18 protein-coding genes are annotated in these 14,437 nt (G+C 33.0%); 6 read left to right on the top strand and 12 right to left on the bottom strand.

Translation table 11 applies throughout. The annotated features are described in order from the left end of the window. Positions 1-81: 81 nt before the first annotated feature. From BR65_RS13530 to BR65_RS13100, 3 genes are all read right to left on the bottom strand, one after another. Entirely contained in the window at positions 82-1,026 is a 945-nt protein-coding gene (locus BR65_RS13530; RefSeq protein ID WP_051932787.1) for a DnaD domain protein, read from the bottom strand. Between the two features lie 118 nt (positions 1,027-1,144). Continuing rightward, entirely contained in the window at positions 1,145-1,300 is a 156-nt protein-coding gene (locus BR65_RS13860; protein WP_156098870.1) for a hypothetical protein, read from the bottom strand. Between the two features lie 12 nt (positions 1,301-1,312). After that, positions 1,313-1,585 carry a helix-turn-helix domain-containing protein gene (locus BR65_RS13100; protein WP_034538528.1) on the bottom strand — a complete coding sequence of 91 codons (273 nt, stop codon included), beginning with the start codon at positions 1,583-1,585 and terminating at the stop codon, positions 1,313-1,315. Positions 1,586-1,687: 102 nt separating this feature from the next. Between BR65_RS13100 and BR65_RS13095 the strand changes: the two genes are divergently transcribed. Continuing rightward, positions 1,688-1,942, top strand: coding sequence for a hypothetical protein (locus tag BR65_RS13095; protein ID WP_034538527.1), 255 nt, complete (start codon positions 1,688-1,690; stop codon positions 1,940-1,942). A 120-nt stretch (positions 1,943-2,062) separates the two neighbouring features. Here the strand turns inward: BR65_RS13095 and BR65_RS13090 are convergent, their stop codons facing one another. Beyond that, positions 2,063-2,791 carry a BRO family protein gene (locus BR65_RS13090; protein WP_034538525.1) on the bottom strand — a complete coding sequence of 243 codons (729 nt, stop codon included), beginning with the start codon at positions 2,789-2,791 and terminating at the stop codon, positions 2,063-2,065. Between the two features lie 24 nt (positions 2,792-2,815). After that, positions 2,816-3,085: a helix-turn-helix transcriptional regulator gene (locus BR65_RS13085; protein WP_034538523.1), complete on the bottom strand. Its 270-nt coding sequence runs from the start codon at positions 3,083-3,085 to the stop codon at positions 2,816-2,818. A gap of 167 nt (positions 3,086-3,252) precedes the next feature. Here BR65_RS13085 and BR65_RS13080 point away from each other — a divergent pair, with 167 nt between their 5' ends. From BR65_RS13080 to BR65_RS13065, 4 genes are all read left to right on the top strand, one after another. Beyond that, on the top strand, positions 3,253-3,930 hold the full coding sequence (locus BR65_RS13080) for a helix-turn-helix domain-containing protein (RefSeq protein ID WP_051932786.1): 678 nt from the start codon (positions 3,253-3,255) through the stop codon (positions 3,928-3,930). 17 nt (positions 3,931-3,947) lie between these two features. Then, on the top strand, positions 3,948-4,259 hold the full coding sequence (locus tag BR65_RS13075; RefSeq protein ID WP_034538522.1) for a hypothetical protein: 312 nt from the start codon (positions 3,948-3,950) through the stop codon (positions 4,257-4,259). Positions 4,260-4,370: 111 nt separating this feature from the next. Further along, positions 4,371-5,006 carry a DUF4352 domain-containing protein gene (locus tag BR65_RS13070; protein WP_034538520.1) on the top strand — a complete coding sequence of 212 codons (636 nt, stop codon included), beginning with the start codon at positions 4,371-4,373 and terminating at the stop codon, positions 5,004-5,006. Positions 5,007-5,138: 132 nt separating this feature from the next. Then, positions 5,139-6,326 carry a tyrosine-type recombinase/integrase gene (locus tag BR65_RS13065; protein ID WP_034538518.1) on the top strand — a complete coding sequence of 396 codons (1,188 nt, stop codon included), beginning with the start codon at positions 5,139-5,141 and terminating at the stop codon, positions 6,324-6,326. A 52-nt stretch (positions 6,327-6,378) separates the two neighbouring features. Here BR65_RS13065 and BR65_RS13060 read toward each other — a convergent pair whose 3' ends face one another. The 5 genes from BR65_RS13060 to BR65_RS13040 form a co-directional block, all read right to left on the bottom strand. After that, positions 6,379-7,962 carry a peptide chain release factor 3 gene (locus BR65_RS13060; protein ID WP_034538517.1) on the bottom strand — a complete coding sequence of 528 codons (1,584 nt, stop codon included), beginning with the start codon at positions 7,960-7,962 and terminating at the stop codon, positions 6,379-6,381. Between the two features lie 138 nt (positions 7,963-8,100). Next, positions 8,101-8,655 (bottom strand): thermonuclease family protein, encoded by a 555-nt coding sequence (locus BR65_RS13055; RefSeq protein WP_034538516.1) that lies wholly within the window; start codon positions 8,653-8,655, stop codon positions 8,101-8,103. A gap of 164 nt (positions 8,656-8,819) precedes the next feature. Beyond that, positions 8,820-10,175, bottom strand: a complete 1,356-nt coding sequence (locus tag BR65_RS13050; protein WP_034538515.1) for an FAD-dependent oxidoreductase — start codon at positions 10,173-10,175, stop codon at positions 8,820-8,822. Positions 10,176-10,303: 128 nt separating this feature from the next. Continuing rightward, the gene (locus tag BR65_RS13045; RefSeq protein WP_023177342.1) at positions 10,304-11,413 is read right to left on the bottom strand and encodes an AI-2E family transporter; all 1,110 of its coding nucleotides are present in this window, start codon (positions 11,411-11,413) and stop codon (positions 10,304-10,306) included. Between the two features lie 18 nt (positions 11,414-11,431). Then, positions 11,432-12,466: a M42 family metallopeptidase gene (locus BR65_RS13040; RefSeq protein WP_023177341.1), complete on the bottom strand. Its 1,035-nt coding sequence runs from the start codon at positions 12,464-12,466 to the stop codon at positions 11,432-11,434. 156 nt (positions 12,467-12,622) lie between these two features. On the opposite strand from BR65_RS13040, the gene BR65_RS13035 reads away from it, so the two are divergent. Beyond that, positions 12,623-13,060, top strand: a complete 438-nt coding sequence (locus tag BR65_RS13035; protein ID WP_034538514.1) for a GNAT family N-acetyltransferase — start codon at positions 12,623-12,625, stop codon at positions 13,058-13,060. 76 nt (positions 13,061-13,136) lie between these two features. On the opposite strand, the gene BR65_RS13030 is transcribed toward BR65_RS13035, so the two are convergent. Together BR65_RS13030 and BR65_RS13025 are read right to left on the bottom strand one after the other, a co-directional pair. Continuing rightward, the gene (locus BR65_RS13030; protein WP_034538513.1) at positions 13,137-13,376 is read right to left on the bottom strand and encodes a DUF3006 family protein; all 240 of its coding nucleotides are present in this window, start codon (positions 13,374-13,376) and stop codon (positions 13,137-13,139) included. Then, positions 13,360-14,376 (bottom strand): ComEC/Rec2 family competence protein, encoded by a 1,017-nt coding sequence (locus tag BR65_RS13025; RefSeq protein ID WP_244877177.1) that lies wholly within the window; start codon positions 14,374-14,376, stop codon positions 13,360-13,362. The genes BR65_RS13030 and BR65_RS13025 overlap by 17 nt, the downstream gene beginning before the upstream one ends. Positions 14,377-14,437: the final 61 nt, after the last annotated feature.

Genomic DNA, 14,437 nt, shown 5'->3' with positions numbered 1-14,437 from the left:
TTTGTTGAATTCGATAACCATCATCAAGTCTTTTAGTGAAGCGATAGACTGACCCATCTAGGAAACAGATATAAACATATTTCATGCCTGGGCTCTTTCTTGATCGTTGCCTTGAAAGCTTTGAATTTTCTTCAAACGTTCCATGAATTCTTGTTTATCTTCTTCACTCATTGGAGTTTCTTTTACATCAGGATTCATAATGTGTTCTGGAATAGTTTCTTTTCGTACAGTACCTTTATTGAAGTTATTTCTAGGGGCTGACTTCTTAGCTTGTTTTTCTGACTTCCGTTTCTTTTCAGCTGCATCAAAGTCTTCACCAACTTTAAAACCTCTATTTTTCCAGTCTTTCAAAATAGTTCTTAAGTAAGCCATATTTCTTTTGTCTGTTCCTAAATCATTAGCAACTTTAATTGCTTTGATAATAATCGAATCGTTATCATCAAATTTAGCAATCCATTCTCCTAGTTCTTTTATATGGTCTTGGGTTATATCGCCAAATCCATTTTCTTTCCAAGTAGTTATGAAATTTGGTTGATTATCTGAAGCCGGTTGTTGTTGTTTTATAGAACTGTTATTAATAGAACTGTTATTAGTAAAACTGTTATTATTAGTGACTTCATTTTCCAAGCATGGGTTATCCAACGTTGGTTTATCCATGCATGGGTTTTGATGTGTTGGTTCGTCCATCACGTCATTTTGAAGGGATGGTTGATAATTAATAACGCTGTTTATTGTGTATACATTACTGCCCCAAGAGCCTTTACTAGTGCGTTCTCTATTCACTTCAATGTATCCTTTTTCTACTAAAACTTTCTTGTGTTTATGGAATCTGTTCTCGCTAATATCTAAATCTGAACAAATTAGACTAACACTTGGAAATGCTGAATTTCCGCTACCTGCATAAGAGCTTATATAAGCGTATATAGCTTTGGCTTCAATTGTTAAGTCGCTATCCTTCATAACAAGTTTTGGGATGATCCCGTACCCTTTTGATAGAACTCCTTCAATTTTTATTTTGTCTCCCATTTCAATACACCGTCTCTTTCATTTTTTGACCATTAATGATAAAATGTTTGTAATGTTATTAAATAAATCTTTTTATCTCGCCTAGCAAATATGCCAATTTGTTAGGCTTTTTTTATAGTTAAAATATCCAAGCTAGTAATAGTGTTATAAAACTTATTACGAATGCTCCAAACAACAATCCATACCAAAATGCATAACCAGGTCCTACTTTTCTTGTACCGAAGAAATACATATTTGAAACTAAGATTAATTTTTTTACTGTTTCTAACGACATATAAAATTCCTCCTAATTCTTTCCTGCTAACCATTTATCTAATTCATAACGGTTAAAACGGTAAATACGGCCTACATTAACACCTGGTATCTCTTTGTTGTCTAACATATCTTTGATAGTAGGCTCGCTTACTCCAATGTATTTGGAAGCTTCCTTCATAGTCATTGCTGGGCTTTCCGCATCATACTGTTTGATAATTTCTATTTGCATTTCTTGCATTAATTCTCGTAATTGGGATTTATTCGTTACAATTAAGTCGTCCGATAATTGAAGTTGGATTGACATTATTCAGCCCTCCTTTTTCTATTCCAATTGTTATTTATTAGTGAGATAATATCCTTATCAGCAAGTGGCCTGCTGAAATAATTGATAAGGAGGTGATAAAATTTGGCGAATATGAATATCGGAACATTCAACTACGATGGTCAAGATGCAACTTTAATCAAAAAGGAAAAACGATTAAAAAATAATGGTAATACCGTCATTAGAGCTACTTTTGATAACGGAGTTATTTTTGTTTACACAACAACTCCTAATGGTTTTGAGAATATGGACACTAATTTTGATTTAGTAATGCAGCCTAGCGGTTATTACAAATCTGATCTTTCAAGTCCTAAGAGAGATTTCCACGATTACTATTAATTAAATTCATTTTTTTACCGGATAGAGTTCCTCTGTCAATTTTATTCGGTATATTTCTAACGACCTTCACGGCTACTCCAATAGCTGTGAGGGTAATTACTGTTTTAAATAATTTATTCATCAATATTCCTCCTCGTTCTTCGGAAATACTTCTATATCTTCTAAAGCATGTACCAACATTCTGGTAGCAATTGAAGGTTCCCAATCATCAATTAAGTCCATTACTTTATCAAAGTGCTTTTCTCTTAATTGGGATCTAGTTCTTACTCCTGAAACCTCAGCTACTGCTTTATTAATATCCTTGTATAACAAAGCGATTTGTTTTTTATTCATGGACCATTGTCTTTCTTTACCAATCTGTCTAACTTTTTGAGAAATACATTTACCAATGTAGCTATACTTACCTGGATCAATTGATACGTTCTCTTCTAGATTGACGACTCTAGTTTTCACCTCATCAACTTCTTCTTTAGTTTGTTTAGACGCTTCGAACATTAAGCTCAATGCATCCCAGGGATCACTTTTAACTTGATAGCCACCAGTCTTTCTAATAGCAGGTATTACATCATGCGTAATCCAACGTTTAAAAACTTTCACTTCTGGTTTTCGGCTAGATAATACTAAGTTATATAAACCAAATTCATTAACGATGGAATAATTTCTAATTTGGCTGCCGTCGGTTAAACCGACAGTAGCTTTTTCATCATCATCTAGTCTGCTAACAGCGTCACGGTTATTTGAAATTTCTAAAATATCGCAAACATCCTTTGCAACAAACCAAGGTTCATCATCAATAAATTGAGTTCTGACTTCACTAGATTCGAAATTAAAAACTTGTAATTCAGTCATGACTTTTTCCTCCTCACTTTCAATCTAAGGTGTTAAATCTTTTGCTCTTTCAAAAACAGTAGATTTATTTTTATTTTCAAATACGAAAATATCGTATTTGTTTCCTAAAAAAATATCATCATATTTAATATCAAATGTGTACATATATTTTTTTAATAGAGAATCAGAAATCTTAGAAGAATCTTTTTCATGATTATATATAGTACTAGACGATACTTCAAAGGCTTCTGCTAGCTTACTTTGAGAAATACCATATTGTTCTCGCAGTTCCTTTAAAGTTTTTTGTTTTTTCATTTTGGTACCTCCTCTCTATATAAAACATTTTAATACGAAAATAACGTATAGTCAACAATTATATACGAAATTGTCGTAATATTTTAATCAAAACCATTTACATTACGAAAAATACATACTATAATCTATATATACCTAACAGGTAACGGTTTTATAGGAGGATAATAATGAACAATCAAAAAAAAATTATTGCTAGTAACATAAAAAGACTTATAAACGAAAATGATATATCTCAAAAAGAACTATCTGAACAAATAGGAATTAGTCCGTCTACAATGAGTGATTATATTAATTTAAGATCAAAACCATCACATGCAGTTTTACAAAAAATTGCTGACTATTTTGGTGTAGGTAAAAGCGATATTGATACCACTTATAAAGATATCGAATTTATAAGCACTTTAAACAAAATTCCATCAAGAACATATAAGCTGTTTAATGGCTCTATTGCGGCAGGTTTACCAAGTACAATAGAAGCTGTATTTGAAGATGACTTAAAAGATATAGAATTACCAGACGTAATTATGAATGGGTACGCAGGTCATAGCGATATATTGATTATGAAAGTAAATGGGGATTCTATGAATAATGTTATTCCACATGATTCAATGATAGGTGTCAAAAAATGGGAAGTTAATAACCTAAAGAAGAACGATATAGTAGTTTTTTCAGATAATGGCGAATTTTCTATGAAAAGATATCTTAATGACGAGAAAAACAAACGAATTATATTTAGACCTGATTCTTCTGATGATAGCTTTTCAGATGTTGTGATAAGTTACGAAAGTGCAGATAATTTAAATATATTAGGAAAAGTTATAGTTTCAATTATTAATTACGATTAAAATATAGGGGTGAAAAGATGAATTTCAAAGATTTTGTAGAATATATGGATTCTAATTTTGCTGGTAAAAACATATTTTATCAAAAAGCGATGGAAGATCAACTAGCAAGAAATGCTAGACGTCCACAAAAAAAGCGGTGGAATGAAAATAAAATTGACAGAGCTATAGATAAAATTTGGGTTGAATTAATGAGAAATGTTTACGATAAATTCAAAACTGTTATTAATTCGAAGTCAGCTGATCCATATCAATCTTGGATTAATTATATAGAAAAGAACGAGGCTTTAGAAAGTTTAGATGAAATGATAGTGGATTTAGAGTTTGAATAAAAATAGCAAATAAATATAGCGTTATCAATATAAATAGATATAATTAAGTTATCCCTGAAGGTTGCCAACCATCAGGGATAATAAAAATACATATACATTGGAGGAATTAAAATGGCGAAAAGAAAATTATTTGACGAACATGGTAACGAAGTTAAAGGAAGAATTAAGAAGCCTTTTTACAAGAAAGTTTGGTTTTGGGTTGTAGCTGTTATATTAATCGCTATTATAGGTGGTAGTCTAGGTGGAGAAGAAACTGTAAGTGATACTACAGAAACCAAAGACGCGACTGAAACAAAAGATTCAACACCAGCAAAAGAAGAATCAACATTTAAAGTTGGTGATTTAGTGACTGTAGGAGATATGGAATATACTGTCAACGGAATGGAAGTTAGCAAATCAGTTGGTCCAAGCATCATGCCCACAGAAGCTAAAGGAACTTTCTTGATTGTGGATGTAACAGTTAAAAATAACGGAAACGAAGCAAAAATGGTTGATAGTTCTTTTTTCAAATTGAAAGAAGGAGATAAAAGTTTTGAAGCAGATGCTACTGGTTCTATGTCAGCGAACCAAGGTGAAGATGGTCAAATTACAAATTCTTTCTTCTTAGAAAACTTGAATCCCGATATTGAAATGCAAGGTAAAATAGCGTTTGACATCTCTGAAGAACAAGCAAACTCTACAAAAACTCAGTTAGAAGTATCTACAGGAGCTTTTGGAACAGAAACAGAAACAATCAATTTACATTAATATACACAAAAAAAGAACACTCCCCCACCGACTAAAATTGAGGAGTGTTCAACCTAATATTCTGCAAAATGCCACGCTGTCATACGGTGCTATTTGCTATATCCAATTATAACATAGAGAGGAGAAAAATAAATGGCTAGTATACAAAAATATACAACAAAAACTAAAGGATCTCTTTATTTATTTAAAGCCGTTTCTGGTTATGATAAATCTGGTAAAGCTATTACAACAACAAGACGTGGTTTTAAAACTAAAAAGCAAGCAAAAGATGCAGCAGTTGATTTTGAGGCAGCTGTAAAAAATGGCGGTATCGTTAATGATACTAATTCTACTTTTGAAGCAGTCGCTATTGAATGGCTTGAAAAACATAATAATGAAGTCAAACAATCAACAATCAAATCTCAAAAATCGAAAATAAATACAGCTTGCACCTATTTTGGAAATCGAAGAATAAAAGATATAAAGCGTAGAGAAGTTGAAAATATGATAGCAGACTTATTAGACAATGAAGAAAAGATAGATATGCGCAAAAGCGGAAAATATAAAAGAGGCACAGTAATTAATATTTTCCAAGTTGTTAAGATGGTATTTCGCTATGCTAAGACATACGAACTAATTAACATAGATCCTACTATTGATGTCGGCTTACCTAGAAGAGTTAAAACCTTAAGTGATAAAAAGCAAAATAAAATAAAATTTTTAAATAAACCTGAGCTTATTAATTTTTTAGAAAACGTTAATAAATACAGTCTTGATATTGAACAAGCTTATCTACATTTATTAGCCTACTCCGGCATGCGTGCTGGTGAAGGTTTAGCTTTACAATGGAATGATATAGATTTCAAAAACAATACCTTAGACATCAATAAAACGTTGTTTACAGATGGAAATTCAAATAAAAGATACGAACTAAATACACCAAAAAGCGAGGCATCAAATCGTCTGATATCTATTGATCCTTTAGTAATTGAACTACTAAAGAAACTAAAGCAATATCAAAACGAATCGAAACTCGCTTTTGGAAAAGGATATCATGATGCTAATTTTGTCTTTGCTGCACCAGATGGACGACCCAAAACAATTGGTTTCATGCAATGGCGTTTAGAACGTATTTGTAAAATGTATGGATCTAAAGTTAATCTTCACATGCTAAGACATACACACACAAGTTTGTGTATTTCTTCTGGTATGAGCATATTTGAAATACAAAAAAGATTGGGTCATTCAGATATTCAAACAACTATGAATGTCTATGCTCATTTAACAAAAGAAACAGAAGAAATTGCAGCCGAGAAATTTTCAGCTTTTATGGCCAATTAGGTCATTAGTAGGTCATAAACGAAATGCAGATATGAATTAGTCACTAGAACCCTTATAACAGTGACGTTAATTCAACATTTGGATATTTATCCGCGAACCAACGCATAGCAAACTGATTTTCAAACAAAAATAAAGGATTGTCAAAACGGTCACGTACAAGTAAATTACGACTTGAAGACATATTTTCATCAAGGTCTTCAGATTTGATCCAACGTGCAATTTTACTTCCCATCGGTGTCATGATTATTTCAGAGTTGTATTCATTTAACATACGGTATTGAAAAACCTCAAATTGCAATTGCCCAACAGCACCAACAATGTAATCTTCTGTGTGAAAAGTTTTGTACAATTGTATAGCGCCTTCTTGAACAAGTTGCTGTACGCCCTTATGGAATGATTTTTGTTTCATTACATTTTTCGCTTGTACTTTCATAAACATTTCAGGCGTAAATTGAGGAAGCTTTTCGTATTCCACGTTTAACTTTCCTTCAAAAATGGTATCTCCTATTTGAAAATTACCTGTATCATAAAGTCCAATAATATCTCCGGCTACAGCATGTTGGACGACTTCACGGGTCTCAGCCATAAACTGAGTTGAATTAGATAATTTGATTTTTTTATTTGTTCTCGCTAACGTAACGTCAATTCCACGGTCAAATACACCTGAACAAATACGTACAAAAGCAATGCGATCACGATGAGCTGGATTCATATTCGCTTGAATTTTAAAGATAAATCCAGAAAATTCATCAGCAGTTGGTTCTACTTTTTTGTTATCCGTTGTCATGTGAGCTGTTGGACTTGGAGCAAAGTTAATAAACGTATTCAAAAATGTTTCTACTCCGAAGTTCGTTAAAGCAGAGCCAAAAAATACTGGTGTCAACTCTCCAGAAGCGATTTTTTCTTCTGAAAATTCATTACCCGCTTCATTAAGCAACTCAACGTCATCTAAAGCTTGCGTGTATAGACTAGATTGTTTGATAGGATGGTCTCCTTCAATTTCACCAGCTTCATTCAATGGTATAACTTTTTGTCCGTTTAAGCCATTCACTTCTGGGCGATGGATCTCAATTGTTTTATTGTAATTATCGTAAAGGCCAAGTAGACCTTTACCCATACCTATAGGCCAATTCATTGGATAAGAATCAATTTCTAAAACTTCTTCAAGTTCTTCTAACAAATCAAGCGGTTCTCTTCCATCGCGATCTAATTTATTAATAAACGTGAAAATAGGAATCCCACGCATGCGACAAACCTTAAATAATTTTTTCGTTTGCGGCTCGATACCTTTTGCGCTGTCAATAACCATTACTGCACTATCAACCGCCATCAATGTACGGTACGTATCTTCAGAAAAATCCTCATGTCCTGGTGTATCTAAGATGTTGATTCTTTTCCCTTTATAATCAAATTGCATCACAGAACTGGTAACAGAAATTCCACGTTGTTTTTCAATTTCCATCCAATCGGATTTCGCAAACTTACCCGATTTTTTCCCTTTTACAGTTCCTGCTTGACGAATTGCTCCACCAAATAACAGTAGCTGTTCAGTGATTGTTGTTTTACCCGCATCCGGATGGGAAATAATTGCAAATGTCTTTCGTGCTTCTACTTCCTCTTCTAAATAATGATCCATTTTTATCCCTCATTTTAAGTCTTTTTATTTATTTTGCTTATTTAATTTAACCATATCATCCTAGTCAAGAATGCTACAGGATGGCAATTGTATCATTAACTCAATTATTATAGCATATTTAGTGCTGCCTTTTATACCCTATTCCTTTTTATTGAAGCCATATTCTCCAACATATCCTTCAATAGACCAAATATTCACATTTATTTTATCTGCTTTTTGCTCTGCTTCTTCTAATTGATTTAAGTAAAGCTCATCACCATTTTCATAACCCACACGTGCTAAACCTTCTTCAACCATTACTTCTTGCACTAATTTTCCATCTGCGTATAGGTACGCCAATACTCTATCGTAATCATCTACTTTTTCATGGGAGGGATCATATTCGATCGACAACGTTTTCCCTTTTAAATAATCTGTAAGAAATTCTTTTGCTTCTATACCATATGGCTGTGCAAAACCAGTTTTAGTTGTGCTGCTTTCTGGAGTATCTATCAGAAGCAATCTCAGCCGTTTTTCTTTGTCATTTTCAATGAAAACTATTGTATCTCCATCAATCACTCTTTTAAGTTCAATAGATGTTTGGTCATTTGTTACAGTTGAAGACTTTTCTTCTTCTTGATCTATAACATAGGATCCGGTAAAGAAAAGAATAAGTGCAATAATCCCTGACAAAATCTTTTTATTGATTTTCAAACTATATACCTCCAAATCATTGACCTATAAAAAGGACCTGAGACAAAAATCTCAGGTCCTTTACCATTTTATTCTGAATCTTTTAAACTAGCAAGCTTAACAAAGTAAACTTATTCTTTTTTACTTACTTACAAGCTTAACAAAGTAAACTTATTCTTTTTTACTTACTTAGCTAATTCGTCTTCTTGATCACAAGCTGCTTGAGCTAAGATGTTCAAGTAGTTCCAAGGACGGTCAAAATAAGGTTGGAAGAAGAAATCTACATAAGCAAGGTCTTCAATCGTCATTTTATTTTGAATAGCTAATGATAATGTATTAGCAGAAGCTGTTACATCATATTTAGACATGATTTGTCCACCAACGATGCGGTTTGTTCCTACTTCGTAAACTAATTTCATGAAAACTTCTTCAGTAGTCGGCATAAATTCTGGACGGTAGTTGTCTTTAACGAAAACTGCACGAACATCTAAACCAAAGTGTGAAGCACTATTAACGTTTACACCAGTTGACCCAATGTTGTAGCCAAACAAGTACAAACCAGAAGTTGATTGTGTTCCTCTGTATTTCACTTTAGGTTCGATAATGTTTTTACCTACTAAAGTACCCATACGAACAGCGTTAGTTGCTAAAGGAATGTAAGCTGCTCCACCATTTGGATTGTAATGAACTGCACAACTGTCTCCAGCTGCATAAATATCTTTGTTGCTTGTTCTCATGTATTCATCAACAATGATTGCGCCATTTGGCATCATTTCAACTTTATCTTTTAATAATTCATTGTTTGGACGGAACCCAACACATAAAATAACTAAGTCTGCTTCGTATTCGCCTTTTGGAGTAGTTACAGATTTAACTGAACCATTTTCATCAGCGTTGAAAGAAGTTACGGCTTGGTTTAATGCTAATTTGATTCCACGTTCTTCTAAAGTACTTTCTAATACATCAGTAAATTCTGGATCTAGGTATTTGTTAAGAATACGATCTAATCCATCAATTAATGTAACTTCTTTGCCTGATTGTTCAAAAGCTTCTACTAATTCAATCCCGATGTATCCTCCACCAACGATAACAACTTTTTTAGCTGTTTGGTTTTGTTTGATAACTTCTTCTGCTTGGTTGTAGTTTTTACATAATAAAACATTTTTAGTTTCAATACCAGGAATTGGCGGTGTAATAGGCCAAGAACCAGTTGTATTAACTAATTTATCATAGCTTTCTTCAAATACTTCTCCAGTAGTCATATTTTCTACTACTACTTTTTTAGCTTCAGTATCAATACTTTTAACGTTGTGTTCCATTTTTACGTCAGCACCCATTTGAGTTAATTCTTCAGGGTTAGAATAGAACAAACCTGCTGGATCTTTCACAACTCCACCAACATACATTGCAATTCCACATGATAAGAATGAAACATTATCATTTCTTTCAAAAACAGAAACTTCAACAGATGGGTTTTCTTTTAATATAGTTTTAACAGCTGAGGTACCAGCATGTGTACATCCGATAACGACTACTTTCATTATTTGTATCCTCCTATAAAGCCATTTAATTATGTGATTGCATTACTTTATCGCAAAAAAAATTGTGATATAATGTTCATACTTTCACTCTGAACACTATATCACAAACTATATAAAAAATTCAACTACTAATCAATAATTTTTTGAGTTGAGGCATGTTTTTTACGAATCATAAACATATCTCTTAAATAGACAACCACTGTTTTAACTACTGCATAGGTAGGAACTCCAAGAATCATTCCAATTATACCCGCAATGTTCCCAGCAACTAGCAATAAAACAATAATCGTTAAAGGATGAATTGATAAAGTTTTCCCAATCACGTTAGGAGAGATAAAATTACCATCAATTTGTTGAACCACTAACACCACTAATGCAACTAATAAAGCTTGTGTTGGTGAAATAGTTAACGCAATAATGATAGCAGGTGCTGCCCCAATATACGGTCCAATATAGGGAATAATATTCGTTACTCCTGCAATAATCCCTAGCAAAAGACCATAAGGCATTCCAGTAATCAGGTACCCTAAGTAGGTAAATACTGCCACGAATAAACAAACTAACGCTTGCCCACTGATATAAGAAGCAATAGTCTCATTCATTTGCCCAAGTAATTCAATCATTTGCCCACGGTATTCCTTTGGAAAAAACTTAGCAACTGAAGGCCTAAAATGTTTTCCATCTTTAAACATATAAAACAATATAATTGGAACTGTAACAATAACGACCGTCGTATTCGCTAAAGCCCCAACCAATGAACCAACACTTGCTGTTAAAGCAGTCAGTACTGTGTTTGCAATATTTTCAATAGAAAGATCCATTTTTCCTAAAGTTTGCTCCAAATCAAAATTAGCAAACATTGGCTTTTGAAGCATTTCGTTAGAATAATTTTCTAAAGCTTTTAAAAACGAAGGTATACTTGTAATCAACTGTCCTAATTGTTCAATTAAATTAGGTAAAACAGATATAGCTAAAAATACTACTACTCCTAAAAATAATAGAAAAACAATGATGATCCCATATTTTCTTTTGATTTTTATTTTTTCTAATTGTCCAATCAAAGGATTTAACAAATAGTATAAAAAACCAGCTACAATAATAGGGGTAAACAACGTTGAAACAAATGTGGTTAAAGGTTGAAAAATAAACTCGATCTTCGTACTCATAAAAATCAACGTAGCACAAACTAATAACCATACTGTCCAAAACATTAATTTCGATTTTTTAAAATAATCCATAACATTAATCCTCTCCGGTTAATCTAGCATCTCACTTAATAAATACTGTTCGATCAATTGTTCAGTCGCTGTTATAGATTCTTCATGCGTTCTTTCATAGGCATGGCTTGCTTCTATTCCTGCACCAACTAAAGCATGACGAACATCCGCTCCTGCTTTCATAGCAGCTGAAGCATCACTTCCATAAAATGGATAAATGTCTAACTGGTAAGGAATATGATTGTCTTCGCAAAGTGCAGTCAGTTTTTTCCTCAACTCGTAATGGTACGGACCGCTTCCGTCTTTTACACAAATGGATACAGAATATTCATCAGTTTGTTGGTCATCTCCCATGGCACCCATATCAACCGCCAAATACTCCACTACTTTGTCAGAAATATTTGAATTTCCGCCATAACCAATTTCCTCGTTATTTGAAATATAAAAATGAGTGGTATAAGGAAGCACCACTTTTTCAGTTTTTATTTTCTTTAAACATTGCAGTAAGATAGCTACACTCACTTTATCATCCAAATGACGGGATTTAATAAATCCATTAGTCGTAATTTCAGTTCTAGGATCAAAGCTAATGAAGTCTCCTACAGAAACACCTAATGATTGAGTTTCTTCTTTTGTCTGAACTTTCTCATCAAGACGTACTTCCATATTCTCTTGATTTCTTTCAGCTGTTCCAGCATCTTTGTAAACATGAACGCTAGTTTGATGCATTAGAATCGTACCTGATATCTTTCCATTAGCTGTATGTACTGTACAGTATTCTCCTTCGATTGCATTGAAACGAAACCCACCAATTAAATCTAATTTCAGTCTTCCATTTGGTTTAATCGCTCTTACCATGGCTCCTAACGTATCAACATGTGCTGTTACAAAACGATGCTTTTGATGATTTGCTCCTTTTACAGTGATCATCAATCCACCTTTATTTGTTTTTGTAGTTTCATAACCGAACTGATTTAAATAATTTTGGATAAAAGAAATTATTTCATACGTATTTCCCGTTGGAGAAGGAATTGTTGTTAATTTTTCAACAAGTTGAATCGTTTTTTCATTCATTGCATTGACCACCATTCTTGTTTAATTTATATTCTTTAGTATAGTTCATCTACCTTAATAAATAAAGAACGTCTGGATAAAAGCTCACGTTGTTTTCATCTAGATTCATTTGATTAATTATGTTACGATTTTAATGTAAAAGAAAGAAGGGAAACGATGGAATTTATTTGGACAGTAGATTTAACATCTGGTTATTACAATGATGCTATATCAATCAGAAAAAAAGTTTTTGTGGAAGAACAACATGTTCCGCCAGAATTAGAAATTGATGATTTAGAAGATAAAACGATTCATGTTATTGGATATTTAGAAGATAAAGCAGTATCTACAGCAAGACTTTATCAAAAAAATGACACTACTTTTAAAGTTCAACGTGTAGCTGTTTCGCTTGATTTCCGCAAACAAAATTTGGGCAATCAATTAATGTTAGAAATAGAACGTTACGCAAAAGAAAAACAGGTAAATCAATTGATTCTTGATGCACAAGATCATGCCTTATCATTTTATGAAAAATTAGGTTATCAGATTGAAGGCGATAGCTTTATGGACGCTGGAATTCCTCATCATAAGATGGTTAAGAGGCTTAATTTATAAACGCCCAATCTGACAAAAATTAAAGGTTGTAAAAACTGGAACTAAGTTCTCCGTTTTTACAGCCTAATTTTAATAGTTATTTTTTTCTTTTATTTAATAATTTCTTTCGCTTTTGTCTCATTTTAGCAAGTCTTTCCTGTGTTTCTTCTTTTAAAGGCTCAATCATACTAACTTGACCTTCAGAAATATTAACTTCATACAATTCGCCTATTTGATACTTTTCTGGCAGTAAACTTTTTTTCACATGAAAAGATGCACCTTCATCCGGAATAAAACGAGCTAAATCACCCTCTATTTCTTCAAGCACCATTTTCATTAATGTTCTCTCCCTTTTCAGTCTTAATAGTATACGTTCCGTCTTCATGGATGACAAGAGTAATCGTTCCATTTTCAATGGTTCCATAGACTGGAATATTATATTTTCTTAAACGACCAACCGCGTCTTTACCGGGATGCCCATAACTGTTATTTGCACCTGCTGAAAATAGAGCAAGCTCTGGTTGGCTTGCTTGAATCCATTCTTCACTAGTACTCGTGTCCGATCCGTGATGTCCCATTAAGATAAAATCAGCTGCTAGATCCACGCCTGTATCTATAATAGCCTTTTCTATACTTTGAGAAGCATCTCCACTAAAAAGTCCGCTAACTTGATTAACTGTAATTTTAGTTACAATAGAATCGTCATTTTGATCATTATCTGATGGATCAGTAGGGTTCAACACATCAATTTTAAAAGGACCTACTTGATGTTTTTCTCCAGCTTTCGGTTCTGCATATAAGGCATTACTTTCATCTATGGCATCTAATACCCGTTCATAAATTTTACTTGTAGCATCGTTCCCATTCATCCAGACTTCTTTTACATTATAATAATTAAGAATAAGATCTCCATAACCAATATGGTCTGAATCGTTATGTGTAAAAATCAGCAAATCAATTTTACCGCCTGTACCAACGTATTGGTCCAGTTGTTGAATAATTTTTTTATCTTTGTCTTCATAGCGTCCACTATCAATTAAAATATTTGTACCGTCTTTCGATTGAATAAGTGTTGCTGATCCTTGATTAGCATCTAAAAAACGAATGGTTGTTTCTTGATTCTCTGTCTCAGCTGGTTCTGGATCCTCAGAATTAAAAAGACCAGCTGTTTCTTCCATAAAAATAGTTATTCTTTCCTTTAAAGAAAGCTCACTATTTTTATTTTCACCCAGAAATAAGCCAATCGAAAAAACAAACAAAAGTATGATTCCAGTAGAAATCAACTTTGTTCGTTGTTCTTTTTGTTTTTTAGTCATCTTTTTTTTTCTTTTTGGCACTGCCTGTCATCCTTTACTCTTGCACATATGTTTTAGTTGTACGCGCCATTTTAGTTACTAA

It is taken from the genome of Carnobacterium inhibens subsp. inhibens DSM 13024, from assembly GCF_000746825.1.
GTDB classification, from domain to species: Bacteria; Bacillota; Bacilli; order Lactobacillales; family Carnobacteriaceae; genus Carnobacterium_B; species Carnobacterium_B inhibens.
This window is presented reverse-complemented; position numbering and strand designations above follow the sequence as displayed.